Raw genomic sequence first — 25,497 nt, forward strand, 5'->3', positions numbered from 1 at the left:
AGATTAACACTCATGGTGCAGTTGCCAAGTCTATTGGTCAAGTGATGATGGTTATTTTTTATTGCAAATTGCAATCAAACACAGTTGCTGTGGAAGAACTTTACTGGATGAAATTTTAAACATAGCGCGCAACACATCTTAGCAATCAGTTTAAGTATTGTGGTGGCATCAACAACTAAGTTGGCTACCTCAAGCTATTTTTGACGATAAAAACCATTATATGAGCCTTATACAGCTGGCTAGCCAAAGTTACGAAGTTTAGCAAAACAAAGCCAAGAATAGCATTGTGTGCACAGGCTTGAGGCTCGTACAATGCAGAACTTGTCCTTGTTGAAGTTTTGATTGTTATGCATGAGCGTCAGCCGTTTCAATTAGTTACCGATTATCAACCTGCAGGTGATCAGCCACAGGCAATTGAAAAGCTTGTACGAGGCGTGCAACAAGGCATGCACGATCAGTTGTTGCTTGGGGTAACAGGTTCGGGTAAAACCTATACCATGGCCAATGTGATTGCCCAAACACAACGTCCGACCATTGTCATGGCGCATAACAAAACTTTAGCGGCACAGCTTTATGGTGAATTTAAGGCATTTTTCCCCAACAATGCGGTGGAATATTTTGTGTCTTATTATGATTATTATCAGCCAGAAGCTTACGTGCCTTCATCAGATACTTTTATTGAAAAAGACTCTGCCATTAATGATCATATCGATCAAATGCGTTTATCGGCCACGCGTGCTTTGTTAGAGCGCCGTGATGCGATTATTGTGGCTTCGGTTTCGGCAATTTATGGTTTAGGTGACCCTGAAGCGTATATGAGTATGTTGCTGCATATTGTGCAAGGTGACCGTGTGCATCGTGACGATTTGATTCGTCGTTTGGTCGAAATGCAATATACCCGCAACGAACTTGAATTTTTACGTGCGACCTACCGTATTCGTGGTGAAGTGATTGATATTTTCCCTGCCGAATCGGACCAACATGCCATTCGTGTGGAACTGTTTGACGATGAAGTCGATTCCATTCGTTGGTTTGACCCACTCACCGGTAAAATGGTGAAAAAAGTACCGCGCGTCACCATTTATCCCAAAAGCCACTATGTGACGCCAAAACATAATTTAGAACGTGCCATTGGCACCATTAAGACTGAACTTAAACAACAATTAGAATTTTTCCGCGCTCATGACAAACTGCTTGAAGCACAGCGTATTGAACAACGCACCCGTTATGACATTGAAATGATGCAACAGTTGGGCTATACCAACGGTATTGAAAACTATTCACGCCATTTATCCGGTCGTCCATCCGGTGAAGCACCGCCCACTTTATTTGATTATGTACCCGAAGACGCTTTACTGATTATTGATGAATCCCATGTCACCGTGTCACAAATTGGCGCGATGTATAAAGGTGACCGCTCGCGTAAAGAAAACTTGGTCAATTATGGTTTCCGTTTGCCAAGTGCCCTAGACAACCGCCCAATGAAATTTGAAGAATGGGAGCGCATTGCACCGCAAACCATTTATGTGAGTGCTACACCGGCCAAATATGAGCTTGAAAAAGCCGAACAAATTGCTGAACAGGTGGTACGCCCAACAGGCCTAGTTGACCCTGAAATTGAGATTCGTCCGGTGTTAACCCAAGTGGATGATGTGCTCTCAGAAATTAATTTACGTAAAGATTCTGATGAGCGTGTATTGGTCACCACCTTAACCAAACGCATGGCTGAGGATTTAAGTTCTTATTTAAAAGAATACGGCATTAAAGTTGCTTATTTACACTCAGATATTGATACAGTGGAGCGAGTGAAAATCATTCATGAGCTGCGTACTGGCGTTTATGATGTCTTGGTGGGAATTAACTTATTACGTGAAGGTTTGGATATGCCAGAGGTGTCTTTGGTGGCCATTTTAGATGCCGACAAAGAAGGTTTTTTACGTTCTGAGCGTTCTTTAATTCAAACCATTGGTCGTGCAGCACGTAACTTAAAAGGCAAAGCGATTTTATATGCCGATCGCATCACCGACTCTATGCAAAAAGCCATTGATGAAACTGATCGTCGTCGTCGCAAGCAAATAGAATTTAACGAGTTACATGGCATCACGCCACGCAGTGCTAAACGTCAGGTAATTAAAGAAATTGATACTGGTGAAGTGTTAGATGACGATCAAATTGATGCAAACATCTCAGCACAAGCCAAAGCTTTAAATGCCGACGAGCAACACTTATTGGCCAATCCAAAAGTGTTAGCCAAACATATGGCCAAACTTGAAAAAGACATGCTAAAAGCCTCTAAAGAATTGCAATTTGAGCAAGCAGCACGTTTACGCGATGAAATCTTACGTTTAAAAGCGCAAATGTTGCAATAAGCCCTTAGGTGGAACATACAGATGCTGACGAAATTTTGCGTGATGGCACTATTGATCCGCCATATTTATCATTAGACACTGACAATTTTTTATAAAGACCAAATTGGGGTTTAGCATCTATACTACAGCTACGTCTTCAAGGAGCATAAACGATGTATAAGGGCGTGATGTTGTCAGTATTGGCATCGTTTACCTTTGGGGTGTTGTATTTTTATACCGAATTTTTAAAACCGCTTGATAGTGAACAGACCTTTGCATGGCGGATGTTGTCGACTTTGCCATTTTTAACGTTGTTTATGTGGTGGAGTGGTGATTTAAGTCGTGTTGCAGAGGTTTTTCAGCGCGTCATTAAACAACCCAAAATGTTGCTGTGGTTAATGTGTAGTTCATTTTTATGTACCACGCAATTGTGGTTGTTTTTATGGGGACCTATTAATGGTCGTGGCTTAGAAGTTTCCTTGGGCTATTTTTTACTGCCGTTGGTCATGGTTTTGGTGGGTTGCCTGCTGTATAAAGAAAAACTCAGCGCGTGGCAAATTGCTGCCATTGGTTTGGCATTGTTGGGTGTGTCACATGAAATTTGGCGCATGGGCTATATGGCATGGGAAACTGCCTATATTGCTGTGGCTTATCCTTTATATTTCTTTTTACGCCGTGTGTTTAAAACTGATCATTTAGGTGGGATTTGGCTTTGGTGATTCCGGTTGCCATTTATTTAGCCTTTATGCACAGCGATAGTTTTAGCATTATTGTTGATGTTCCATATTTGATTTGGGCGGTGATTGGACTTGGCTTTTTAAGCTGTTTGGGATTGGGCAGCTATATGTTGGCCAGTCGTTATTTGCCATTTGTGATCTTTGGTTTACTCAGTTATTTAGAGCCAGTCCTGTTGGCATTTTCTTCAATGATGTTGGGTGAGCGTATTGCCCATGATGAATGGTTGACCTACATACCCATTTGGTTGGCAGTATTATTATTGGTGATTGAAGGCAGCTTACACGTGATTAAACAGCAGCAAAAACAACGTGCTTTAGCCAAAAATAGTCAGGCTTTAGCACTTGAAATTGAAAAAAATCAGCAAAAATAGTGCTTATGTGTCTTTTGTGTAATTAAACAGCACTTGGCTGATGTTGTAATTTTACTGAAAAATAAGGATTTTTTATTTTTCTGTAGAGAAATCATTTAAATAATTACAACTATTTTGCAGCTTTATAGTGAATATCGTACAAAATTGCCGAGCTTTTCCGAGCTTTTGATTCAAACTTGCTAAGAATTCCATTACAATTGTCAGGTTTTGAAATTTATGCCTAGATATACAATTAATTAGAGGACGTATCTGTGAGCAAAGAGACTATCATCGCCCTACATGCAGAGCACCAAGGTCGCTGGAAAAACCGTGAAGAACTTGCGGAACAAATGATCGCATTAATCGGTCAGTTATACCGTGAAAAAAATATCGTGGTTTCAGTATTCGGTCGTTCTTTAGTTAACCGTTCTGTGATCCAGATTTTAAAAGCACACCGTCGTACACGTGTACTTGATGTTGAGCTTTCTGTTGTCAACACTTTCCCAATCTTAGAAGCATTGGCACAAGTGGACAACATTGGTACAGCTGAAGTTGATCTAGGTAAACTTGCAGTTGCATTTGCAGCACAAGGTGGCGATGTAAATGCATTTGTTGCTGACGCAGTAAAAGCAGCTGAAGGTCGTCCAACATCTGTTGAAGGTCGTGACGTTGTGCTTTACGGTTTCGGTCGTATCGGTCGTATCCTTGCACGTTTAATCATTGGTCAATCAGGTCTTGGCCGTGGCTTAAACTTAAAAGCAATTGTGGTACGTAAAACTGCAGATGGCGATTTAGAAAAACGTGCGTCTTTATTACGCCGTGACTCAATCCATGGTCCATTTGCAGGCACGATTTCTGTTGATGAAGAAAACGAAGCAATTATTGCTAACGGTCAATTCATCAAAGTGATCTATGCATCTAAACCAACAGAAGTAGATTACACCGCTTATGGTATCAACGATGCATTAATCATTGATAACACAGGTAAATGGCGTGATGCAGAAGGTCTTGCACAACACCTAGAATGCCCAGGCGCGGCGCGCGTGATCTTAACTGCACCTGGTAAAGGTGAGATGAAGAACGTGGTATTTGGTGTGAACCAAGCGGACATCTTAGATGAAGATAGCATCATCTCTGCTGCAAGCTGCACAACCAATGCCATCACACCAACACTTAAAGTGTTAGATGACAAATACAAAGTGATCAATGGTCATGTTGAAACAGTTCACTCGTTCACAAACGACCAAAACTTAATCGACAACTACCATAAAGCGGATCGTCGTGGTCGTGCTGCAACATTAAACATGGTGATTACTGAAACAGGTGCAGCTAAAGCAGTGGCTAAAGCACTTCCTGCACTTAAAGGTAAGTTAACAGGTAACTCGGTACGTGTTCCAACACCTAACGTATCGCTTGCTATTCTTAACTTAACTTTAGACCAAGAAGTTGATCGTGACGAAGTGAATGAATACATTCGCCAAATCTCAATCAGCTCAAGCCTTCAAGGTCAAATTGGCTATACCAACTCAACTGAAGTGGTATCGTCTGACTTTATTGGTTCACGCACTGCAGGTGTATTTGATGCGCAAGCAACGATTACCTCTGGCAACCGTTTAACAGCATATGTTTGGTACGACAACGAAGTGGGTTATAGCTGCCAAGTATTACGTATCGCTGAACAAATGGGTGGCGTAACCTATCCAAAAATTCCTGCTGAAACAAATGCATAATTTGTAAAGCTAAGAAAAAGCGCCTCTTGAGGCGCTTTTTTTATTTTAAAGATTATGTGTTTTGCATGTGTTTAAAATCAAAGCGATCAATCATCAAAATGCCCACAGAAAAAATTGAACCCAAAACCACACAGCCTAACCATTGATAATGTTGCCAAGCATAGACTGCGCCTAATGAACCTAAGGCAGCGCCAGTAAAATAAATGGTCATATAAACCGCATTAATGCGTGAGCGTGCTTTGCCATCTATACGATAAACCAAGTTTTGATTTAACACATGAAAAGCGGTTAAACCAAAATAGCTCATTAAGACCCCAATGGCATAAATGATTAAACTGTGTTGCGCAAAATATAAGGGTATGCAAGACAACAGCATTAACGTAATACACAGTTTTGCGACAAAGTTTTCTTTACCTTGTCCAACCGTTTTGCCTGACCAACTCGATGAATAAATGCCAATCACACCCAGTAAGCCAAATAAGCCAATTTCAAAGTCGCTAAAGTAATATGGTGCACTGCCCAAGACAAAAGTCATTGAGGTAAATACCATAGACAACACGCCAAAACCTAAAGCACCGGCACTAGCACGACGAATTAAATGTGGATTTTGTCGAGCTAAACTAAACAATGAGCGATAAATATCACCGATCTTTAAGCTAGCTTGACGTTGGGTGTCGGGGAGTTTTTTCCACATCAGCCCGGCAAATAACAAGGTTAAAATCCCACTACTCAAATACACCCCTTGCCATGACCAATAGGTCGAGACAAAACCTGCAAAGGTGCGCGATAAAATAATCCCCATCACCAAACCACTCATGAGTTTACCCACTGTGGCAGCACTTGATGCAGGTGGACTAATGCTGGATGCAAATGGAATTAACACTTGTGCTGAAATGGCGCCAAAAGTGGCACATAAAGTAAAGACATATAAACTGCTTAAACTGCTGCTTGTGGACAATAAAATTTGTGAGATGCCTGCAAAGCACATGAGGCTGACCACAAGTTTACGTTTATTAAAAAAGTCGCCTAAAGGCACCAATAACATTAAACCAAGCATATAGCCAATTTGCGCCACCACCACAGCAAAACCGGCTTGACTGGTCTGAATATTAAGACTTTTTTCAATTGAATAAATGAGCGGTTGGTTAAAATAGGCTGAACCTGCACATAAACCGCAAGCCAGCGCCATGATAAGTACAAATTGCGATGAGAGTGCTTGAGTTGGAGAAGAAGACATGTTTGGCATGGAAACACTTAAACAAGATTTGTAAGTGACTATAGAGGCTCATTCTGCCTACAACAAATAACAAAAAACGATCAATTGATTGTTATAGCGAATATAGATCTTTGAAAAAGCATCAAAACGAGGAATAAAAAATAAAATTCTTAAAAAATAACCGCGCTTATCACAGAGCATGTACTGAATATAGTCGAGAAATTTTGAAAAATATGGCAGAATAAGCGGTTTTAAAGTTTTTAGAGGATTGGCAGTATGCGCTTTGTTGATGAAGCAGTCATTACCGTAGAGGCTGGCGACGGTGGCAATGGCGTAGCCAGTTTTCGCCGTGAAAAGTTCGTACCATTTGGTGGTCCAGATGGTGGTGATGGTGGTCGTGGCGGTAATGTCATTATTGAAGCCGACGAGAACACAGGCACCCTAGTAGATTATCGTTATACCCGTAGATTCCGTGCTGAGCGCGGTAAAAATGGTCGTGGCGCAAACTGTGCTGGCCGTGGTGGAGAATCTGTAGTTCTTAAAGTTCCGGTGGGAACCACCATTGTCGATATTGAATCTGGCGATATTATTGGCGATTTGGTAGAAGCAGGTCAAAGCGTAATCGTGGCACAAGGCGGTGATGGAGGTTTAGGGAATACCCACTTTAAATCATCAACCAACCGTTCACCACGTAAATGTACGCATGGTTTTAAAGGCGAATTTCGTGAAGTTCGTCTTGAATTAAAAGTATTGGCAGACGTAGGTTTGTTGGGTATGCCAAATGCGGGTAAATCAACCTTTATCCGTGCGGTGTCGGCCGCGAAACCAAAAGTAGCTGACTATCCATTTACCACCATGGTGCCTAACCTAGGTGTGGTGGATGCCGACAGTCATCGCTCATTTGTCATGGCTGATATTCCAGGTTTGATCGAAGGGGCATCGGAAGGTGCAGGTTTAGGGATTCGTTTCTTAAAACACTTAGCCCGTACGCGTATTTTGTTACACATCGTTGATGTACAACCGATTGATGGTTCTGATCCTGCACATAATGCCAAAGCAATTTTAGCTGAATTGAATAACTTCTCGTCAACGTTATCTCAATTGCCAATTGTGTTGGTATTGAACAAAGTCGACCAGTTGGCAAGCGATACCCGTGATGAGTGGTGTGATCACCTGCTTGCAGAAATGCAGTGGACAGGTCCGGTGTTTAAAACCTCTGGTTTAACCTTTGAAGGCACCAAAGACGTTGTGTATTACTTAATGGATCAAATTGAGCAGCAACGCGAGCGTGAGCTTGAAGATCCTGAATATGCAGCACAAATGAAAGCGTTCCGTGATCAGCTTGAAGCTGAAACACGTGAGCAAACCATTGCCGCCAAAGAAGCGTATCGTGAGATGCGTCGTCAACAACGTCTTGCTGGTATTTTAGGTGACGACGAAGATGATGAAGATGGCGATGACCAAGACAATGGCGTAGAAGTGTTCTACGTACGTTAATCGGTAAAAGTAAGAGTCTGAGGACAAGATGATAGAAGTGGTAGATGGGCAACGTCAGCTCAAGGATTGCAAACGAATCGTTGTAAAAATCGGATCATCTTTACTCACAGCAAACGGGCAGGGTTTAGATCTAGATGCCATCTCGCATTGGGCGGGACAAATCGCAGATCTACATAATGCCGGACACGAAATTATTTTAGTGTCCTCAGGTGCTGTGGCTGAAGGGATGGTACGTATGAAGTTTGACAGCCGACCCACAGATTTACCTAGTCTTCAGGCGTGTGCCGCGATTGGTCAAATGGGCTTAATTCAAACTTGGTCAAGCGTGCTTGAACAACATGAAATCGGTAGCGCACAAGTGCTGCTGACCCATGATGACTTAGCGGATCGTCGTCGTTATCTCAATTCATGTGATGCCTTGCAGCACCTGATTGATTGGCGTGTGATTCCTGTGATCAATGAAAATGACACGGTTTCAACCGACGAAATTCGCTTTGGTGACAATGACACACTTGCTGCGATGGTTGCCGGTCAAGTGCATGCCGATCTTTTGATTATTTTAACCGATCAAGAGGGCATGTTTGACGCCGACCCACGATCTAATCCAAATGCCAAACTGTTTAGTACAGTGCGTGCCATGGACGAAAGTTTGTTTGACATGGCAGGTGGTGGCGGTAAATTTGGCCGTGGCGGAATGCTGACCAAAGTTCGTGCAGCACGTTTAGCCGCTAAATCGGGTTGTCCAACCTTAATTGCCAGTGGCGACAGTGATGCAGTATTGTCACGTCTCATGGCAGGTGAGATGCTGGGTACCTTATTTATTACCGACGATGATCGCATCACTGCACATCAGCAATGGTTAGCGGCACATTTACAAACCGCAGGTCGTTTGGTGATTGATGATGGTGCCATTCAAGCCATTAAAGATAATCATCGTAGTTTATTGCCGGTTGGTGTAAAAGCCGTAGAAGGGCACTTTGAGCGTGGTGATGTGGTGGAATGTGTGGATACACAGGGTCATCGCATTGCAGTAGGACGCGTTAATTTTAGCTCGCGTTCTGCTGACATTGTTAAAGGTTTAGCTTCAGATAAGGTACATCAGGTCTTAGGTGAAGCACGCTCTTTAGAGATGATTCATCGTAACCATATGGCGATTTACTAATTTAAAAAAATCCCGCTTTCGAGCGGGATTTTTTTATTGATGTTATTGCAGTTGAATTGAGCCGCTAGCACTGACACTCATTTTTGAATCACCGGCTGCCACATTTTGTTCTGTCACACTATTATCAGCTGATGCTTTCATCATCGCGACACGTGGCACAGCAGCGGCATAATAATAGTTATTGCTACTGATGTTTAAACTGACCAACTGATAATTGGCCTTATTCCACGCTTTTGCCATGGTCTTGGCACGTTGTTGAAAGTTCTGAGACGCTTCCATGATCAATTCATTTTCAACCTGTTTACGTTTCTGATCGGATACCGAAAAATGAATCGAACTGGTTTGTAAGTACTGCTGTAGTTCACTAATCAGTTGGCTTGAGGCTCTAAAATCAGCACTTTCTAGGCGAATCTCACTGCGTCCACGCCATTCTTTAAGCTTACGATTGTCCGTGTCATAAATTGGATAGGTGCTTTGAGCACCTGTTTCAATTTTAACTTGCGGGTATTTTTTAGCAGCAAGCGTGGCTTGATTGAGCAATTGGTTAATATCATTGGCCAATTGGGCAGGTTGTTTATGTGATTTTTCTACATACAAGACGGCGTGCATTAAATCATTAGACACTTCGCGTTCAGCTTCAGCTTGAATATTAATCAGGTTGTAATGTAAGTCATTGTCGTTGGCATAGCTGGTTATAGGTGATAAAACAGTCAAACTTAAAGCAGCAAATAATATTTTATTCATAGCAGGCATAATCAATCGAGGAAGGAACGGATTGTTCCATCTTAGGCTGCATTTTAGGCATAAATAAGCAGAGTTTGTGGTAGGAATGTAAAAAATATAAGAGCATTAAATTTTGATAAACATAAACAAAAATAGAGGTTTATAAAAATCGTATTTAGTTTGCTACCAAACGGTTAAAAAGTGGTTAAAAAAATTATAAAAAATAAGCATTTCTTTCAATTGTCATAATGTGCGATGATAATTCAATCTATTGGTTAGTATGATCAGTTTTTTGAATGAATTTGAGCATGATAAAACACCGAAAATTGTTTATTTTTCGCAAAAATTCGGTATCATCGCGCTCCTAGTTATGACGAATAACAAGTGATCGTCTAACAAGTATATAAAGCACCGAGTCAAAGACCGAAAGTCCCCCGACTTATTCCTTTCAACCCATATCAGAGATGGTAATTCGATATGAGCGTTACTTCAGTAAACCCTGCCTCTACTAACGAGTACTATTTGACTCGCCAAAGTCAAATGGAATCAAATGTGCGTAGTTATCCACGTAAATTACCGTTAGCGATCGCAAAAGCGCAAGGGTGTTGGGTTGCCGATGTTGAAGGTACACAGTACCTTGATTGTTTAGCTGGGGCAGGTACCTTGGCGTTAGGTCATAACCATCCTGCGGTTATTCAAAGTATTCAAGACACGCTTGCAAGCGGTCTACCATTGCATACTTTAGACTTAACGACTCCTTTAAAAGATGCCTTTACCGAAGCGTTGCTTGAGCAATTGCCCGGTGGCAAAGAAGAATACTGTTTACAGTTCTGTGGTCCATCTGGTGCAGATGCAACAGAAGCTGCGATTAAACTGGCTAAAACCTTTACTGGTCGTGGCACAGTGATCAGCTTCTCTGGTGGTTACCATGGTATGACGCACGGTTCATTGGCAATGACAGGTAACTTGTCTGCAAAAAATGCAGTCAACAACTTGATGCCAGGTGTGCAATTTATGCCATATCCGCATGAGTACCGTTGCCCATTGGGTCTAGGCGGTGAAGCGGGTGTAGATGCGTTAACATATTTCTTCGAAAACTTTATTGAAGATGTAGAAAGCGGTGTAACTAAGCCTGCAGCTGTGATTCTTGAAGCAATTCAAGGTGAAGGCGGCGTGGTGACTGCACCTGTAAAATGGTTAAAGAAAATCCGTGAAGTGACTGAAAAGCACAACATCGTGCTTATTCTTGACGAAGTTCAAGCAGGCTTTGCACGTTCAGGTAAAATGTTTGCCTATGAACACGCAGGTATTGAACCAGATGTTGTGGTAATGTCAAAAGCGGTAGGTGGTAGTTTACCACTTGCAGTATTGGGTATTAAACGTAAGTTTGATGCTTGGCAGCCAGCAGGTCACACCGGTACATTCCGTGGTAACCAGTTGGCAATGGGTACAGGTCTTGCAACGATTAATACCATTAAAGAACAAAACCTTGCCCAAAACGCGCAAGAACGTGGTGATTATCTACAAGCTGAATTTAAAAAATTAGCAGTAGAATTCCCATGTATCGGTAACGTTCGTGGCCGTGGCTTAATGATTGGTGTTGAAATTGTGGATGAGCGTAAAGCTGCTGATCACATGGGTTCATTACCGGCTGATTCTCAATTGGCGGCTGCGATTCAAACTGCATGTTTCAACAACAAATTGTTGTTAGAAAAAGGTGGTCGTAACGGTACAGTGATTCGTTTACTTTGCCCACTCATCATCACTCATGATGAATGTGTTGAAGCTGTTGCTCGTTTCAAGAAAGCACTTGCTGAAGCGCTTGTTGCAGTTCGAGGTGCATAATAATGGTTGATTTTGCAGAACATCGTAAAGCTTTGCTCTGTAATGATGCTGCCTCTATTGCTGACTATACGTCAGCAATGGAGCAAGCAACCCAAGCGGTTGCAGCATGGTTACAAAATGACAAAATGTACACAGGCGGTAGCATCAATGAGCTACGCAGTGCCATCGCGTTTAATCCTTCTAAACAAGGTTTGGGCGTAGAAAAGTCGCTTGAGCGTATGGTTGAGCTTTTTTTAAACAAAAGCTTAAAAGTACATCACCCGCATTCGCTTGCGCATTTGCATTGTCCAACCATGGTCACAAGCCAAATCGCGGAAGTGTTAATTAACGCGACTAACCAATCAATGGACTCTTGGGATCAAAGCCCAGCCGGTTCATTGATGGAAGTGCAACTCATTGATTGGTTACGTCAAAAAGTAGGCTACGGTGCAGGTCAAGCTGGTGTATTCACCTCTGGCGGTACCCAGTCTAACTTGATGGGTGTGCTTCTTGCGCGTGATGCATGCATTGCAAAAAACTGGAAAGACGAAAACGGCAAGCCGTGGTCTGTTCAGCGTGATGGCGTGCCATCTGATGCAATGCGTAACGTGAAAGTCATTTGTTCTGAAAATGCACATTTTTCTGTGCAAAAGAACATGGCGATGATGGGCATGGGTTTCCAATCAGTTGTGACTGTTCCTGTTGACGCAAATGCGCGCATGGACATGGATGCACTTGAAAAAACCATGGCGCACCTTCAAGCGGAAGGTAAAATTGTGGCATGTGTGGTTGCAACTGCGGGTACAACCGATGCAGGCGCAATTGATCCACTGAAAAAAGTACGTGAAATCACCAATAAATATGGCGCGTGGATGCATATCGATGCGGCATGGGGTGGTGCTTTAATTCTGTCTAACGATCACCGTGATATGTTGGATGGCATTGAGCTATCTGATTCGATCACGCTTGATTTCCATAAGCATTATTTCCAAACCATTTCTTGTGGCGCATTCTTACTCAAAGATGAAGCGAACTATCGTTTCATGCATTATGAAGCAGAGTATTTGAACTCAGCTTATGATGAAGAGCATGGCGTACCAAACTTGGTGTCGAAGTCACTCCAAACAACACGTCGTTTTGATGCGTTGAAATTGTGGATGACGATTGAAGCACTTGGTGAAGAGCTTTATGGTTCAATGATTGACCACGGTGTAACGCTTACTCGTGATGTTGCGGCGTATATCGATGCAACTGATGGTTTAGAGATGTTGGTTGAGCCACAATTTGCATCGGTATTATTCCGTGTGATTCCTGAAGGTTACCCAACAGAATTACTTGATACCTTAAACCAAAACGTGGCAGATGAATTGTTTGCACGCGGTGAAGCCAATATTGGTGTGACTAAAGTTGGTCAAGTTCAATCTTTGAAAATGACCACTTTAAGCCCAGTGGCAACGTTAGACAACGTGAAGAACTTGTTGGCACTTGTGCTAAGCGAATCTGATCGTATTAACGTGTCAATTGCAGATGGTACTTATACACCACCAATTGCTTAATTAGATGCTGTGTAAGAAAAAGGAGCTCAATTGAGCTCCTTTTTTATGTGCTATTGGTCGTGGCATGGCAATGTTTTGCGAGTGATGAGCATGTTTTTGAGAAAATCTTATATAATTTTTAAATTACAACCAAAACCCCAAAAGTATAAATAAACCAAAAACTAGAATGAATGGATGGAAAAAATGAATATTAAAAATATTGCACTGCAAACTTGCTTTATAAGTGCATTGCTCAGCTCTCCTGCCTATGCTGCAGATCTGATGATTAAAAATGCGACTGTCTTTGATGGTACAGGTTCAGCATTAATTAAAAATGCGCATGTACTGATTGAAGATGGCAAAGTAAAAGCAGTTAAAACTGGAAAAATCAAAGACAAAGCCGATCGAGTGATTGATGCTCAGGGCAAAACTGTGATGCCAGGTTTAATTAATGCACATTTGCATCTTTTTTGGAATTTTTATGACTTTCCTATAAAAATGCCCGCGACCAGTAATGCTGAGGCAAAAACATTTATTCAGGGTGAATTAACTGAGCGATTAAATGGACATTTACAATATGGCATTACCTCTATCTTATCGCCGATTGATTTTGCACCCTATATTTATGAAGTCAGAGAGTTGGTTGAAAAAGGTGAAATTAAAGGACCACGCATCATCGCAGCAGGGCCGGTATTGCTGAAATCTGGTGACTATTATGCTTGTGCAGGATTAACAGGCAAACAAGAGCAATGGTGCAATACCCATGTCCGCTTATCAATAGATACACCACAGCAAGCGCGTGCGTCTGTGCAAAAGCTCGTGCAAGATAACGCAGATGTGGTGGTTTTTGATGGTGTCACCAATCAAACGCAATTGAGTAAAGCGGTGATGAGCGCCATTGTGGATGAAGCGCATAAGCATAAATTGAACGTTTTAGCACATAATGCCGATGCCAAAGATGTGAACATGTTGTTAGAGGTTGGGATTGACGGCTTTGTTCATCCACCCACTGTAACCAAAGATACCGATGGCAGCTTATTACTCAAAGCCGGTCAGCAACAAAAGCCGGTTGCCATTACATTGGGTTTTTTACAGCGTTTTATTGGTTTAGGTTATGCCGAAGATAAAGACAAACACGATTATGATGTGCTGCGCAATAATGTGCAGGTCATGCTCAAAGCGGGAGCACAGCCATTATTTACCTCTGATATGCCAGGTATTCCTCCCAAAGAGGTAGTTCCAACCGTGACTCGAGTCATGAAAGGTGAGGGTATTGATAATCGAAGCATATTGTTATCTGCAACCTCTATTGCAGCCAAAGCACTAGGACAACACAATTTAGGAACCTTAGAAAAAGGTAAAATAGCCGATCTGATTATCTTGGATGGCAATCCGCTTCAAGATATTAGTGCCTTAGAACGTGTAGAGGTGGTTATTAAGGATGGTCGAGTTGAATTTGATCAATTTAAGGCAAAATAATTACAGATACATGAAAAGACGAAAGGCTGATCAAGCCTTTCCTCTTTTTGTAATGATATGTCAGTCAATTAGAAAAAATCTTTGCGCAATTTTTGGGTGTTATGCTTTAAATCTACTAAATATGACCTAACTGGATGAGTAAGTTTACGCAAAATAGCGTAAATGACGTGCTGTGTCGGCATGTATTTGTATTGTAAAGACGCTTCAATTGTTTAGTCATTGTTACAATGTTTAGAGGTGGGTGTTGTAGTCACTAGCACAAAGATTAATCACTCAGTGTTTAATTGTGTAATCAAATAGATGCTCATTGACTGAGCAAAGCCAAAATCATGTGATGATTTAATTTTTTAAAATATAAATAAAATACAATTATTTAAGATAAAGTCACCTTAATACATGGATTTTTTTTGAGGAAACATAAAACCTTGCTTGTTCAAATGTCAGGCACAATTATCATAAAAGCGTCATATTGCTGTAACCTCACTGTCATATTTTAAAATCAAAATGCTCATATCGAAAAAAGTACACAACTTAACAATTCTGATGCTGTACTTTCGGCCTAATCAAGAGAGATGAGAATGCGTTTAACCCACATTGCAATCGCCCTGACCGCTTGTACTTTGGCAGCAACGACTGCAAATGCAGCACGTGACACTATTCAAATTGCCGGTTCTTCAACTGTTCTGCCATATTCAAGTATTGTTGCAGAAGAGTTTGGCAATACGTTCCCTCAATTTAAGGCACCTGTTGTTGGCTCTGGCGGTTCATCAGGTGGTTTAAAACAGTTCTGTAATGGTGTAGGCGACAATACAATTGATATTGCCAACTCATCGCGTCAAATTAAATCAACAGAATTAGAAAGCTGTCATCAGGCAGGCGTAAAACAAGTTTTAGAAATTAAAATTGGTTATGACGGTATTGTTTTTGCGTCAAATGCTCAAAAAAGCGAATATAAATTAAAGCCTTATCATGTTTTTGCAGCATTAGCAGCACAGTTGCCGTCAAAAGGCACAATGGTTGATAACCCATATACCCATTGGAACCAAATTGATAAAAGCTTACCAAATGAGCCAATTACTTTAGTAATTCCAGCATCTAACCATGGTACGCGTGAAGTGTTCCAAGAAAAAATGGTAGATGCAGGTTGTAATGCTTATGCAGCGATTAAAGCGCTTGATAAAGATGCACATAAAGATGCATGTACAACATTCCGTAAAGATGGTCGTGTAGTTGAAATTTCAGGTGACTACACAGAAACATTGGCACGCTTAACCACATCGCCAAGCGCGGTGGGTGTGTTTGGTTTAGGTTTCTATGACCAAAACCGTGACAAATTACGTGTTGCGACAGTAAACAATGTGGTGCCATCTGAAAACACGATTTTAAATGGCGCGTATCCTGTTTCACGTCCGTTGTTCTTCTACGTGAAAGGCGAGCACTTAAAGTCAATTAAAGGTCTAAACGAATTTACTGAATACTACCTGAGCAAAAAAGTATCAGGCAAAGGTTCAAAGCTTGAAAAAGCGGGCTTAATCGCATTGTCAGATGCTGAGCGTGCACAAATCTTAAGTGATTTTAAAGCAGGCAAAGCTGTAAAATAAGTTAAGCGTAAAACGGCCAATGCAGGGTATATCCCTTCATTGGCTTTTTTTAAATTTTTTTTCAAGTCACTTGAAAAAATGCTGGAGAAGACATGAATCTGCTACTTATAGGCGTATTATTGGCGTTGATTGCCATTGGCTATCAGCTCGGTTTACGTAAAAGTCGTCAATTAGCAGGTCAGGGGAATAACTCGGCAATGCTGCATTCGCGCCCAGGTTATTATGGTGCGTTGGTGGCGTTATGGTGTGGTATCCCTGCAATTTTAATTTTGTTGCTATGGAATGTAATTGAGCCAAGTATTTTGCGTCATGTGGTCATGGATAATGTACCAAGTGACATTGCAGCAGGTTTAGACCCTGCAAGTACAGCAGTACTCATGGATCGTGTACAAGCGATTGCGTCAGGTTTCGGGGTGAGTGATCAACCGCTCAGCTACGAGTTGGCAGCAGCAACGGAACTTGCAAAAATGGCCACAGTTGCCTCTTTTGCAAAATTTGCAGTGGTGTTATCGGCAGCGATTGCAGGTTTATTATTGGCGAAAAAGCGTTTAAGCCAACATTACCGTGCACGTAACCAAGTCGAAAAAACCATTAATGTCGCTTTAGCATTATGTTCAGGTGTGGCAATTTTGACCACCATCGGCATTGTCATGTCGATGTTTAGTGAAGCCATGCGCTTCTTTAGTTTTGTTAGTCCGCTCGATTTCTTCTTTGGAACCGAATGGAACCCAGGTTTTAGCACATCAGGTTCAGCCGACGGTCAGTACGGTTTATTGCCGCTGATTTGGGGTACTTTAATGGTCAGTGGTATTGCCTTATTGGTGGCAGTACCTGTGGGTTTGATGATTGCGATTTACTTAGCAGAATATGCATCATCAAGTTTCCGTGCTTGGGCAAAACCTGCCATTGAAATTTTGGCGGGTATTCCAACGATCGTTTATGGTGTATTTGCCTTAATGGTGATTGGTCCTTTCTTAAAAATGTTAGGCAGTCAAATAGGTTTAGACATTAATGCCACCAGTGCACTGACCGCAGGTTTAGTGATGGGTATTATGATCATTCCTTTTGTTTCATCATTGTCGGATGACATTATTACGCAAGTACCACGCGCATTACGTGATGGTTCTTTAGGCTTAGGTGCAACCAAATCAGAAACGATTCGTCAGGTGGTGTTGCCTGCAGCATTGCCGGGTATTATCGGTGCATTCTTATTGGCAGCGTCGCGTGCCATTGGTGAAACCATGATTGTGGTACTTGCCGCAGGTAATAGCCCACTGTTGCACGCCAATCCTTTAGAAGCAGTATCTACGGTCACCATTACCATTGTGAATCAATTAACAGGTGATACCGACTTTGCTAGCCCGCAAGCCTTGGTTGCCTTTGCACTTGGTTTAACCTTATTTGTGATTACATTGGGTCTCAACATCATTGCACTATACATTGTGCGTAAATATCGCGAGCAATACGAATGAGTACATCAAATCAATCTACGCTGCCACAGTTTGATCCTAAGGCAGCAGCGGTCGCACGCGATAAGCGCAAACAAGTGATTGCAAACTCATTGGCTAAACGTCACCGTAAAGAAAAAGCCTTTAAATTTTTTGGCTTTACTGCGGTACTGTCAGGCTTATTCTTTGTTGTATTACTATTTAGTAGTATTTTATACAAAGGTTTGCCGGCATTTTGGCAAACCAGTATGACGCTGCCGATTACCTTCGATGCGCAAGTTATTGACGTTGGTCCAAAACCTGTTGCCATGGAAAACGAAAATCCTGCACAATATGAACAGCGTTATATTGATTGGCAAATGAAAATGGGTATGGTCGATTGGGATGCCTTGATCGTAAATGCCATGATTGCCAAAGACCCAAGCATTGCTGCGTATCGTGATGATTTATCGGGCTTGTATACCAGTTCTGAATCTTATCGCTTACGTGATATGGTGTTTAAAGATCCAAACTTAATTGGTCAAACCAAAGACATTAACGTGTTGGCCGATGCAAATGTTGATGTTTGGTTGGCAGGAAATATTGATCGTTCATTGCCTGATGCACAGCAACAATTAAGCCCTGAAATTCGTCAACTTGCCGATGACTTAAAAGCCAAAGGCCTGTTAGAAAATACCTTTAATACCAATATTTTCTATAGCGCAGACTCACGTAGTTCACCTGCAACCTCAGGTTTGGCTGGTGCGTTCATGGGCTCGCTGTTTATGATGCTGATCGTGATTTTTATCTCGATTCCAATTGGTGTGGCATCTGCGATTTACTTAGAAGAGTTTGCGCCAAAAAATGTCATTACTGATATTATTGAAGTTAACATTAACAACCTTGCGGCTGTTCCTTCAATTGTATTTGGTTTGTTAGGTGCAGCAATCTTTATTGGTTGGATGCATTTACCACTTTCAGCACCTTTGGTCGGTGGTTTAGTGCTGAGTTTAATGACCTTACCGACCGTGATTATTACCACGCGTGCTTCATTAAAAGCGGTACCTCCTTCGATCCGTCAAGCGGCATTAGGTTTAGGTGCATCGCGTGTACAAACGGTATTTCACCATGTATTACCGTTGGCCCTACCGGGTATTTTAACCGGTGCTATTATTGGGGTCGCGCAAGCTTTAGGTGAAACAGCACCGTTATTGTTAATCGGCATGAGTGCCTTCGTATCGAGCGTACCTACAACGCCGTTTGATCAATCAACAGCATTACCTGTGCAAATTTTCTTATGGCAAGGTAATGAGTTACGTAACTTCTTTGAAGGACGTACCGCAGCCGCGATTATTGTGTTGTTGGCGATGATGATTAGTTTAAATGCCTTTGCAGTTTGGTTACGTAAGAAATTCGAAGTGCGTTGGTAATTGAGGATAAATTGATGAATACAGTTGTAAAAGATAACGTGAATCCAGTGAATACCGATGCAAATGCTGCATCAACAGGCAGTAGCTTCAGCGCGCAATTTGATATGCAGCCAAGCAAACAAAAGCCTGCAAATGCTAATGTTAAAATCAGCACTTCAGATGTTCATGTGTATTATGGTGAAACTGAAGCGATTAAAGGCATTGACTTAAATATCTACGAAAATGAAGTGATTGCATTCATTGGGCCATCAGGTTGTGGTAAATCGACATTCTTACGTACCTTAAACCGTATGAATGACACGATTGATAGCTGCCGCGTAACCGGTAAAGTGATGCTTGAGAGTCAAGATATTTATGATCCAAATCTTGATGTGGTGTTATTGCGTGCGCAAGTGGGTATGGTATTCCAAAAGCCAAACCCATTTCCAAAATCTATTTTTGAAAACGTAGCCTATGGACCAAAATTACATGGTTTGGCACGCGATAAATATGATTTAGAAGAGATTGTAGAAAGCAGTTTACGTAAAGCCGGTCTTTGGGATGAAGTGAAAGATCGTTTGAATCAACCAGGTACGGGTTTATCTGGTGGTCAGCAGCAGCGTTTATGTATTGCACGTACCATTGCAGTCAGCCCTGATGTGATCTTAATGGATGAACCATGTTCAGCCCTCGATCCGATTGCAACGGCAAAAGTGGAAGAATTAATTTCTGAACTTTCTAATCAATACACCATTGCGATTGTCACCCACTCGATGCAACAAGCAGCGCGTGTGTCTGATCGTACAGCATACTTCCATTTGGGTGACTTAATTGAAGTGAACTCAACTGAAAAAGTCTTTACCCAACCGGATCATCAATTGACCGAAGCGTATATTACTGGACGTTTTGGTTAAGCTTGAATCAGTTAAAAAGAGCCTACGGGCTCTTTTTTATTTGTAAAAAAACATTGAATTTTCTTTGATTTGACCTCATGTTGATGAGGAACATAAAAATATACGAGAGCGTTATGCTATTTCATGCCCCTAAAATTGCTGCAGAACTTTCGATTCGTCATTTAAATGCCCGCGTGAATGAGCAGCGTAAAAAAGTGGCACAGATGACGGCATCTAAGCTAGAACTGTTACAGTTAAGTCAGCAGCTGGCTAAAGAGGCGCGTGCGCGCAAAAAGAATAATGAAAAAGTCTATGTACTTGACTTTAAAGGTGACACTGCTGCGTCTGCGGTAGAAAGTTTACGTGAGGAAATTACCCTGATTTTAGCCACTGCTGAAGCTGGGCGTGATCGTGTGGTGGTTCGTTTAGAAAGCCCCGGCGGTATGGTACATGGCTATGGTCTTGCAGCTGCACAATTGGTACGTTTACGTGAAGCTGGTTTTCATTTAACCATTTGTGTCGATAAAGTGGCTGCTAGTGGTGGTTATATGATGGCCTGTATTGCCAATCATATTATCTCAGCACCGTTTGCTGTGGTCGGTTCAATTGGTGTTGTGGCACAAGTGCCTAACTTTAATCGTTTACTGAAAGAACACAACATCGATTTTGAGCTTTATACGGCAGGCGAGTACAAACGTACCGTGACCATCTTTGGTGAAAACACTCAAGAAGGTAAAGCTAAATTTGAACAAGAGTTACAACAAACGCATGCCTTATTTAAGCACTTTGTTGAAAAATACCGTAATCAATTAAACATTGAACAAGTTGCCACTGGTGAGCATTGGTATGGTCAAGACGCTTTAGATTTAAACTTAGTGGATGAGCTGAAAACTTCCGACGAATACTTACTCAGCTTATTGGCAGCGCATGACGTTTATAGCATTGAAACGCGTAAAAAACCGACCTTAGGTGAAAAGTTAGGTCTTCAAGCTGCACAGGTGGCTGACCATGTAGTACCTACTTTGGTCAATAAAGTTTTACAGACCTTAAGCCAAGCCAACAGCAGTTTAGTGCAATTACGTGACCCAAAACTTTGAGTCACTTGACTTCAAAAGAAACCAGCATCTTGCTGGTTTTTTTTGTTTTAAGCATTGTTGCTTTTTTAGGCTTTTGCTAAGTTAGATGCTTGAGCATGATGCTATAAAAAAAATTGAGGAATCTATGGCGATTATCGTCGTTTTAAATAAAGAAAATTTAGCCACTTTACATAATACCGATACCCAATGGGTGGCATTAAATCAGGCATCTATTGTACAACTGAGTCATAGTCGCGAAGATATTAGTAACATAGTACGTTCAGGTCATCAACTGATTATAACTTTAAAGAATGGTCAAAAAATTACCCTTGAACAGTTCTTTCACGCGGATGGTTCAACAGCACATAGTTTGGTTTTACCTGAGCAAAATGGCACATTTAATGTGGTGGAATTTGATCAAAAGGGTAAGGTGATTGACTATAACCCGATTCAGTATCTCAATCAGTTGGCAAGCGGTCAAACTTGGCTAAACCCACAACCTAGCACGGTCGTGGCACAAGAACCGATGGAAAAAACCGCATGGTATGACAAATCTTGGGTCAAACCAGCTTTAGTGGTGTTAGGGGTGGAAGCCATTTACCTCACCGCATTTGATGATGACAACAGTACTGACCAAGTAAAAGATACCACTGCACCTACAGCACCAAGCGCGAGCATAGATGCCCAAGGTCAAGTGGTGACAGGTAAAACTGAAGCCAAAGCCAAAGTTTATGTACAAGATTTACAAGGTAATTTGTTAGGAGAGACGACTGCAGATGCCAGTGGTAATTACAGTGTTCAATTAAAACGTGATGTCACCGATGGTGAAACTGTGGCTGTGTATGCCAAAGATGCTGCAGGCAATCAATCCAATTTGGTGGCTGTTAAAGGTGAAAAAGACACCATTGCACCTCAAGCAGTAGAAGCACAATTTAATGATGCTGGCAGCATCGTATCGGGTCGTGCTGAAGCAGGTACTCAGGTTCGCTTATACAGTGCAGATGGCAAGACTGTATTGGCAGGTCCAGTGACAGCAGGCTCAGATGGTTCATTTGCCATCAGTGTAAATCCGCCTTTAACTACAAATACCGCGGCAAAAGTCATTAGCCAAGATGCTGCAGGTCATCTATCTGTAGACACTATTGTAATTGTTGGGCAAGATACTTTAGCACCCGCTCAACCAACATTAGAAGTCAACAGTGTAGGAACTCAAATAAAAGGCTATGCCGAAGCCAATAGCAGCATTGAAATCCAAGATGAGCACGGTCAAGTTATTACTAGCACAACAGCCAATGCTGAAGGTTATTTTGAGATTCAGCTCACAGCTGCATTGACAGATGCTAGTACAGCCCAGCTTGTTGTTAAAGACGCCGCAGGTAATAGTAGTGATGCGCTGAGTTTAAAGCCAAAGCTTGACACCTTAGCACCTGAGGCAGCTAAAACGACGATCAATGCAGAGGGTACACAGGTCACAGGTACAGCTGAGCCAAATAGCAAAATTAAAATATCAATCATCAGCAATGGACAAGAAAGTACCATTGGCTCAGGTCAAGCTGACAGTACAGGTCAATTTAGTATTAACTTAACGCAGCCACTGATCAATAACAGCATCGCCAATCTGTATGTCATAGATGCTGCCAATAATCAGTCAGTTGCCAGCCAAGTGATTGGGCGTAAAGACACCATTGCACCAAGCAAAATTAATTTAAACACGCTGAGTGTGCATGATGGCGTGGGGGATAAAACAGGCAATCTGAGCCAAAATGCCCAAACAGATGATGCACGCCCCAAATTTGAGGGACGCGCTGAAGCCAATGCCACCTTAACTATTTATGATCAAGGCATTGCTGTGACAACTGTAAAAGTTAAATCCGATGGTACGTGGAGTTATACGCCTGATGCTGAATTAGCTTTAGGCTCCCATCAGTTTAGCTTTACTCAAATGGATCAAAGTGGCAATACCAGTGCTATGAGTGATACCTTCAAATTGAATATTGTGCCCGTTGTTCAGCCAACTGTAGCAAGCCTAGATTTTGATACGCTCAGCTTGGATTTTGTTACACAAGAGAGTAGCTTTTTTTATACCACAACCCAAAGTCTAGTTTTGGAGCAGCCTCAAGACAATAGCATTGAACCGATTTTGGCCACTTTGTTGGGTGGGGCAGAGGCTTTAAGTAGTACTAGTGTATTGATAGAACCTGTTGTGCTCACCACAACTTTCAAACAAGATGATTGGTTACAAGCGTACAGCTATATTTAAAGTGCATAAAAAAAGCGGCGTTTAAACGCCGCTTTTTTAGGACAACAGTTTAGATTTTTGAGATTAAATCTTGAACTTGTTTAGCTTGTTCAGCGGCATTACCTGTATAGGTTGCCGGTGTCATGGTTGCTAAACGCGCACGATCTTCAGCAGGTACGGCTTGTAATTCGTTACCGTTGACAAAATCAACCATCATCTCGCGTGTCATCGCTTGACCACGAGTAAGGGCTTTTAGTTTTTCGTAAGGTTTTTCAACGTTGTAACGACGCATTACAGTTTGGATTGGTTCAGCCAATACTTCTTGCGCATTGTCTAAATCTTCGTTAATGCGTGCAGCATTCAATTCAAGTTTACCAATACCTTTGGCACATGCTTCAAATGCGATTAAGCTTTGTGCAAAACCAACACCCATGTTACGAAGCACAGTTGAGTCAGTTAAGTCACGCTGCCAGCGAGATACTGGAAGTTTTTCGCCAAGGTGAGCAAGCACTGCATTCGCAATACCTAAGTTACCTTCTGAGTTTTCAAAGTCAATTGGATTCACTTTGTGTGGCATAGTTGATGAGCCCACTTCGCCATCTTTTAACTTTTGTTTGAAGAAACCAAGTGAGATATAACCCCAAACGTCACGGTTAAAGTCGATTAAGATGGTGTTGAAACGACGTAGAGCATCAAACAATTCAGCCATATAGTCATGTGGCTCAATTTGTGTGGTGTACGGGTTAAATGTCAAACCTAAAGATTCAACAAATGCTTGTGAATGCGCAGGCCAGTTGATATCTGGGTAAGCAGAAAGGTGAGCATTGTAGTTACCTACTGCACCATTGATTTTACCTAATAATTCAACATTGTTGAATTGTTTGATTTGGCGCGCTAAGCGATACGCAACGTTTGCCATTTCTTTACCCAATGTAGTTGGGCTTGCAGTTTGACCATGTGTACGAGACAACATGGGTTGGTCTGCATGTTTCTCAGCTAAAGCTACAATTGAATCAATGATTTGTTGCATAGATGCTGCAAGCACTTCACGACCGCTTTTGAGCATTAAAGCATGCGACAAGTTGTTGATGTCTTCAGAAGTACATGCAAAGTGAATGAATTCGCCTGCATTTTTTAATTCTTCAATACCCGCAATTTTTTCTTTTAAGAAATATTCAACCGCTTTTACATCGTGGTTGGTAGTACGTTCAATTTCTTTAATGCGGTTAGCGTCATCTTCAGAGAAGTCAGCTACGATGGCATCTAAAGCTGTATTTGTTTCGCTTGAGAACGCAGGAACTTCAGTGATTTCTGGGCGGTTGGCAAGTGCTTGCAACCAGCGTACTTCAACAGTCACACGGGCATGGATGAGACCAAACTCAGATAGGAAAGGACGGAGAGCATCACATTTGCTCGCATAGCGTCCATCTAATGGAGAAAGTGCAGTTAAAGCGTTCATAGCAATTCCTTAAACTTTGGAATGAAACGTAAAAAATCTAAAAACATCAAGTTGCTGTCTGATATTGCAGGCGAGCAAGGTCTTGAATATCGCGTACAAGCTTGCGCTTGCCTAAAAAAATAAGATTCCATGAACTTCCGCCCACTTGGCGCCATAAATGCGCCATTTGTAAGCCAGTAAATAAAGAGGCACGAATCCGATTGGTATGTGCTACATCTTTAAATGCTTCGGCATTGCCACGCACCATAATGCGCGGATTGATTGATCCGGCAGTCTCTACATAGGTTTGGGCAAGATTAGCGATAATACTGGGGTGGGAATAGTTGTGATCGAAAAAAGACAGCTGTTTTAATATTTTTTGCTGAGATTGCTCAATAATTTTAACAAATTCGGGGTTTTGATAGACTTTCTTTTCTAAATGCAATAAAGCCATAGCATAGCTCATGGGTAATTTGGTGTTGGCTAATTTTGGCAGTCTAGATTTTGGTGCAGTATTAAATGGTTGGTTTAAACAGTTTTCAAAGGATTTTAAGCCTAAGGACAGATCGGACAATTGATGAAAAAAATCTAAGGTTTGTTGGCTATTATGGGTGGGGCGAATATTGAGACTGGCTTTAATCAGCTGTTCAAAATAGAACTGACCACTGTCTCCCATACCCTGTCGACCACCTAAAGCGGTCATATGGGTGAGTTGGGTGGCTTGAAAGACACCGGCTAACGCCAAGGCACGGTTTTGCCGTGGCGTTAATGCTATGGTCGACTGCTGAAAAGGCAAGCCAGTCATGTTGAATC

16 protein-coding genes and 2 pseudogenes are annotated in these 25,497 nt (G+C 41.8%); 14 read left to right on the forward strand and 4 right to left on the reverse strand.

The features are described from left to right. The first annotated feature begins 347 nt into the window (after positions 1 to 347). The 3 genes and pseudogenes from uvrB to Q0017_RS03490 all read left to right on the forward strand — a co-directional run bounded on the left by uvrB (position 348) and on the right by Q0017_RS03490 (position 5,165). Positions 348 to 2,369: an excinuclease ABC subunit UvrB gene (gene uvrB, locus Q0017_RS03480; protein WP_298142739.1), complete on the forward strand. Its 2,022-nt coding sequence runs from the start codon at positions 348 to 350 to the stop codon at positions 2,367 to 2,369. 152 nt (positions 2,370 to 2,521) lie between these two features. Further along, positions 2,522 to 3,456, forward strand: a pseudogene (rarD, locus tag Q0017_RS03485) (EamA family transporter RarD). 251 nt (positions 3,457 to 3,707) lie between these two features. Next, entirely contained in the window at positions 3,708 to 5,165 is a 1,458-nt protein-coding gene (locus Q0017_RS03490) for a glyceraldehyde-3-phosphate dehydrogenase (RefSeq protein ID WP_298142743.1), read from the forward strand. 52 nt (positions 5,166 to 5,217) lie between these two features. Here Q0017_RS03490 and Q0017_RS03495 read toward each other — a convergent pair whose 3' ends face one another. Then, on the reverse strand, positions 5,218 to 6,402 hold the full coding sequence (locus Q0017_RS03495) for an MFS transporter (protein ID WP_298142862.1): 1,185 nt from the start codon (positions 6,400 to 6,402) through the stop codon (positions 5,218 to 5,220). A gap of 255 nt (positions 6,403 to 6,657) precedes the next feature. Here Q0017_RS03495 and cgtA point away from each other — a divergent pair, with 255 nt between their 5' ends. Then, on the forward strand, positions 6,658 to 7,878 hold the full coding sequence (gene cgtA / locus Q0017_RS03500; RefSeq protein ID WP_298142746.1) for an Obg family GTPase CgtA: 1,221 nt from the start codon (positions 6,658 to 6,660) through the stop codon (positions 7,876 to 7,878). 28 nt (positions 7,879 to 7,906) lie between these two features. After that, positions 7,907 to 9,040: a glutamate 5-kinase gene (proB, locus tag Q0017_RS03505; protein ID WP_298142749.1), complete on the forward strand. Its 1,134-nt coding sequence runs from the start codon at positions 7,907 to 7,909 to the stop codon at positions 9,038 to 9,040. A 42-nt stretch (positions 9,041 to 9,082) separates the two neighbouring features. Here the strand turns inward: proB and Q0017_RS03510 are convergent, their stop codons facing one another. Continuing rightward, a complete protein-coding gene (locus Q0017_RS03510) occupies positions 9,083 to 9,784 on the reverse strand; it encodes an SIMPL domain-containing protein (protein WP_298142752.1) in 702 nt (233 codons plus the stop codon). Between the two features lie 456 nt (positions 9,785 to 10,240). Between Q0017_RS03510 and Q0017_RS03515 the strand changes: the two genes are divergently transcribed. The 9 genes and pseudogenes from Q0017_RS03515 (at position 10,241) to Q0017_RS03555 (ending at position 23,267) form a co-directional block, all read left to right on the forward strand. Continuing rightward, positions 10,241 to 11,608, forward strand: a complete 1,368-nt coding sequence (locus Q0017_RS03515) for a diaminobutyrate--2-oxoglutarate transaminase (RefSeq protein ID WP_298142754.1) — start codon at positions 10,241 to 10,243, stop codon at positions 11,606 to 11,608. A 2-nt stretch (positions 11,609 to 11,610) separates the two neighbouring features. After that, entirely contained in the window at positions 11,611 to 13,143 is a 1,533-nt protein-coding gene (locus Q0017_RS03520; protein ID WP_298142757.1) for an aspartate aminotransferase family protein, read from the forward strand. A gap of 183 nt (positions 13,144 to 13,326) precedes the next feature. After that, positions 13,327 to 14,601, forward strand: a complete 1,275-nt coding sequence (locus Q0017_RS03525; protein WP_298142761.1) for an amidohydrolase family protein — start codon at positions 13,327 to 13,329, stop codon at positions 14,599 to 14,601. 578 nt (positions 14,602 to 15,179) lie between these two features. Beyond that, on the forward strand, positions 15,180 to 16,202 hold the full coding sequence (locus Q0017_RS03530) for a substrate-binding domain-containing protein (RefSeq protein ID WP_298142764.1): 1,023 nt from the start codon (positions 15,180 to 15,182) through the stop codon (positions 16,200 to 16,202). A gap of 92 nt (positions 16,203 to 16,294) precedes the next feature. Further along, on the forward strand, positions 16,295 to 17,674 hold the full coding sequence (gene pstC, locus Q0017_RS03535; protein ID WP_298142767.1) for a phosphate ABC transporter permease subunit PstC: 1,380 nt from the start codon (positions 16,295 to 16,297) through the stop codon (positions 17,672 to 17,674). Further along, positions 17,671 to 19,059, forward strand: a complete 1,389-nt coding sequence (gene pstA / locus Q0017_RS03540) for a phosphate ABC transporter permease PstA (RefSeq protein ID WP_298142770.1) — start codon at positions 17,671 to 17,673, stop codon at positions 19,057 to 19,059. The genes pstC and pstA overlap by 4 nt, the downstream gene beginning before the upstream one ends. Before the next feature lie 80 nt (positions 19,060 to 19,139). Beyond that, positions 19,140 to 19,952, forward strand: a pseudogene (gene pstB / locus Q0017_RS03545) (phosphate ABC transporter ATP-binding protein PstB); the annotation flags it as partial. A 113-nt stretch (positions 19,953 to 20,065) separates the two neighbouring features. Next, a complete protein-coding gene (sohB, locus tag Q0017_RS03550; RefSeq protein WP_298142776.1) occupies positions 20,066 to 21,028 on the forward strand; it encodes a protease SohB in 963 nt (320 codons plus the stop codon). A gap of 124 nt (positions 21,029 to 21,152) precedes the next feature. Next, positions 21,153 to 23,267 (forward strand): Ig-like domain-containing protein, encoded by a 2,115-nt coding sequence (locus tag Q0017_RS03555; RefSeq protein WP_298142780.1) that lies wholly within the window; start codon positions 21,153 to 21,155, stop codon positions 23,265 to 23,267. Positions 23,268 to 23,316: 49 nt separating this feature from the next. On the opposite strand, the gene purB is transcribed toward Q0017_RS03555, so the two are convergent. Further along, positions 23,317 to 24,705, reverse strand: a complete 1,389-nt coding sequence (gene purB, locus Q0017_RS03560; RefSeq protein WP_298142783.1) for an adenylosuccinate lyase — start codon at positions 24,703 to 24,705, stop codon at positions 23,317 to 23,319. Positions 24,706 to 24,751: 46 nt separating this feature from the next. Next, positions 24,752 to 25,489, reverse strand: a complete 738-nt coding sequence (gene hflD, locus Q0017_RS03565; RefSeq protein WP_298142786.1) for a high frequency lysogenization protein HflD — start codon at positions 25,487 to 25,489, stop codon at positions 24,752 to 24,754. Between the last annotated feature and the right edge of the window lie 8 nt (positions 25,490 to 25,497).

It is taken from the genome of uncultured Acinetobacter sp. (assembly GCF_947624825.1).
Taxonomy (GTDB): Bacteria; Pseudomonadota; Gammaproteobacteria; order Pseudomonadales; family Moraxellaceae; genus Acinetobacter.

What these genes read in the sequence shown, in the direction of transcription:
- Q0017_RS03525 (WP_298142761.1), top strand. Translation starts at nt 13,327, where the DNA reads ATGAATATTAAAAATATTGCACTGCAAACTTGCTTTATAAGTGCATTG.
- pstA (WP_298142770.1), top strand. Translation starts at nt 17,671, where the DNA reads ATGAGTACATCAAATCAATCTACGCTGCCACAGTTTGATCCTAAGGCA.
- Q0017_RS03515 (WP_298142754.1), top strand. Translation starts at nt 10,241, where the DNA reads ATGAGCGTTACTTCAGTAAACCCTGCCTCTACTAACGAGTACTATTTG.
- purB (WP_298142783.1), bottom strand. Translation starts at nt 24,705, where the DNA reads ATGAACGCTTTAACTGCACTTTCTCCATTAGATGGACGCTATGCGAGC.
- uvrB (WP_298142739.1), top strand. Translation starts at nt 348, where the DNA reads ATGCATGAGCGTCAGCCGTTTCAATTAGTTACCGATTATCAACCTGCA.
- cgtA (WP_298142746.1), top strand. Translation starts at nt 6,658, where the DNA reads ATGCGCTTTGTTGATGAAGCAGTCATTACCGTAGAGGCTGGCGACGGT.
- Q0017_RS03555 (WP_298142780.1), top strand. Translation starts at nt 21,153, where the DNA reads ATGGCGATTATCGTCGTTTTAAATAAAGAAAATTTAGCCACTTTACAT.
- Q0017_RS03510 (WP_298142752.1), bottom strand. Translation starts at nt 9,784, where the DNA reads ATGAATAAAATATTATTTGCTGCTTTAAGTTTGACTGTTTTATCACCT.
- sohB (WP_298142776.1), top strand. Translation starts at nt 20,066, where the DNA reads ATGCTATTTCATGCCCCTAAAATTGCTGCAGAACTTTCGATTCGTCAT.
- pstC (WP_298142767.1), top strand. Translation starts at nt 16,295, where the DNA reads ATGAATCTGCTACTTATAGGCGTATTATTGGCGTTGATTGCCATTGGC.
- proB (WP_298142749.1), top strand. Translation starts at nt 7,907, where the DNA reads ATGATAGAAGTGGTAGATGGGCAACGTCAGCTCAAGGATTGCAAACGA.
- hflD (WP_298142786.1), bottom strand. Translation starts at nt 25,489, where the DNA reads ATGACTGGCTTGCCTTTTCAGCAGTCGACCATAGCATTAACGCCACGG.
- Q0017_RS03495 (WP_298142862.1), bottom strand. Translation starts at nt 6,402, where the DNA reads ATGTCTTCTTCTCCAACTCAAGCACTCTCATCGCAATTTGTACTTATC.
- Q0017_RS03530 (WP_298142764.1), top strand. Translation starts at nt 15,180, where the DNA reads ATGCGTTTAACCCACATTGCAATCGCCCTGACCGCTTGTACTTTGGCA.
- Q0017_RS03520 (WP_298142757.1), top strand. Translation starts at nt 11,611, where the DNA reads ATGGTTGATTTTGCAGAACATCGTAAAGCTTTGCTCTGTAATGATGCT.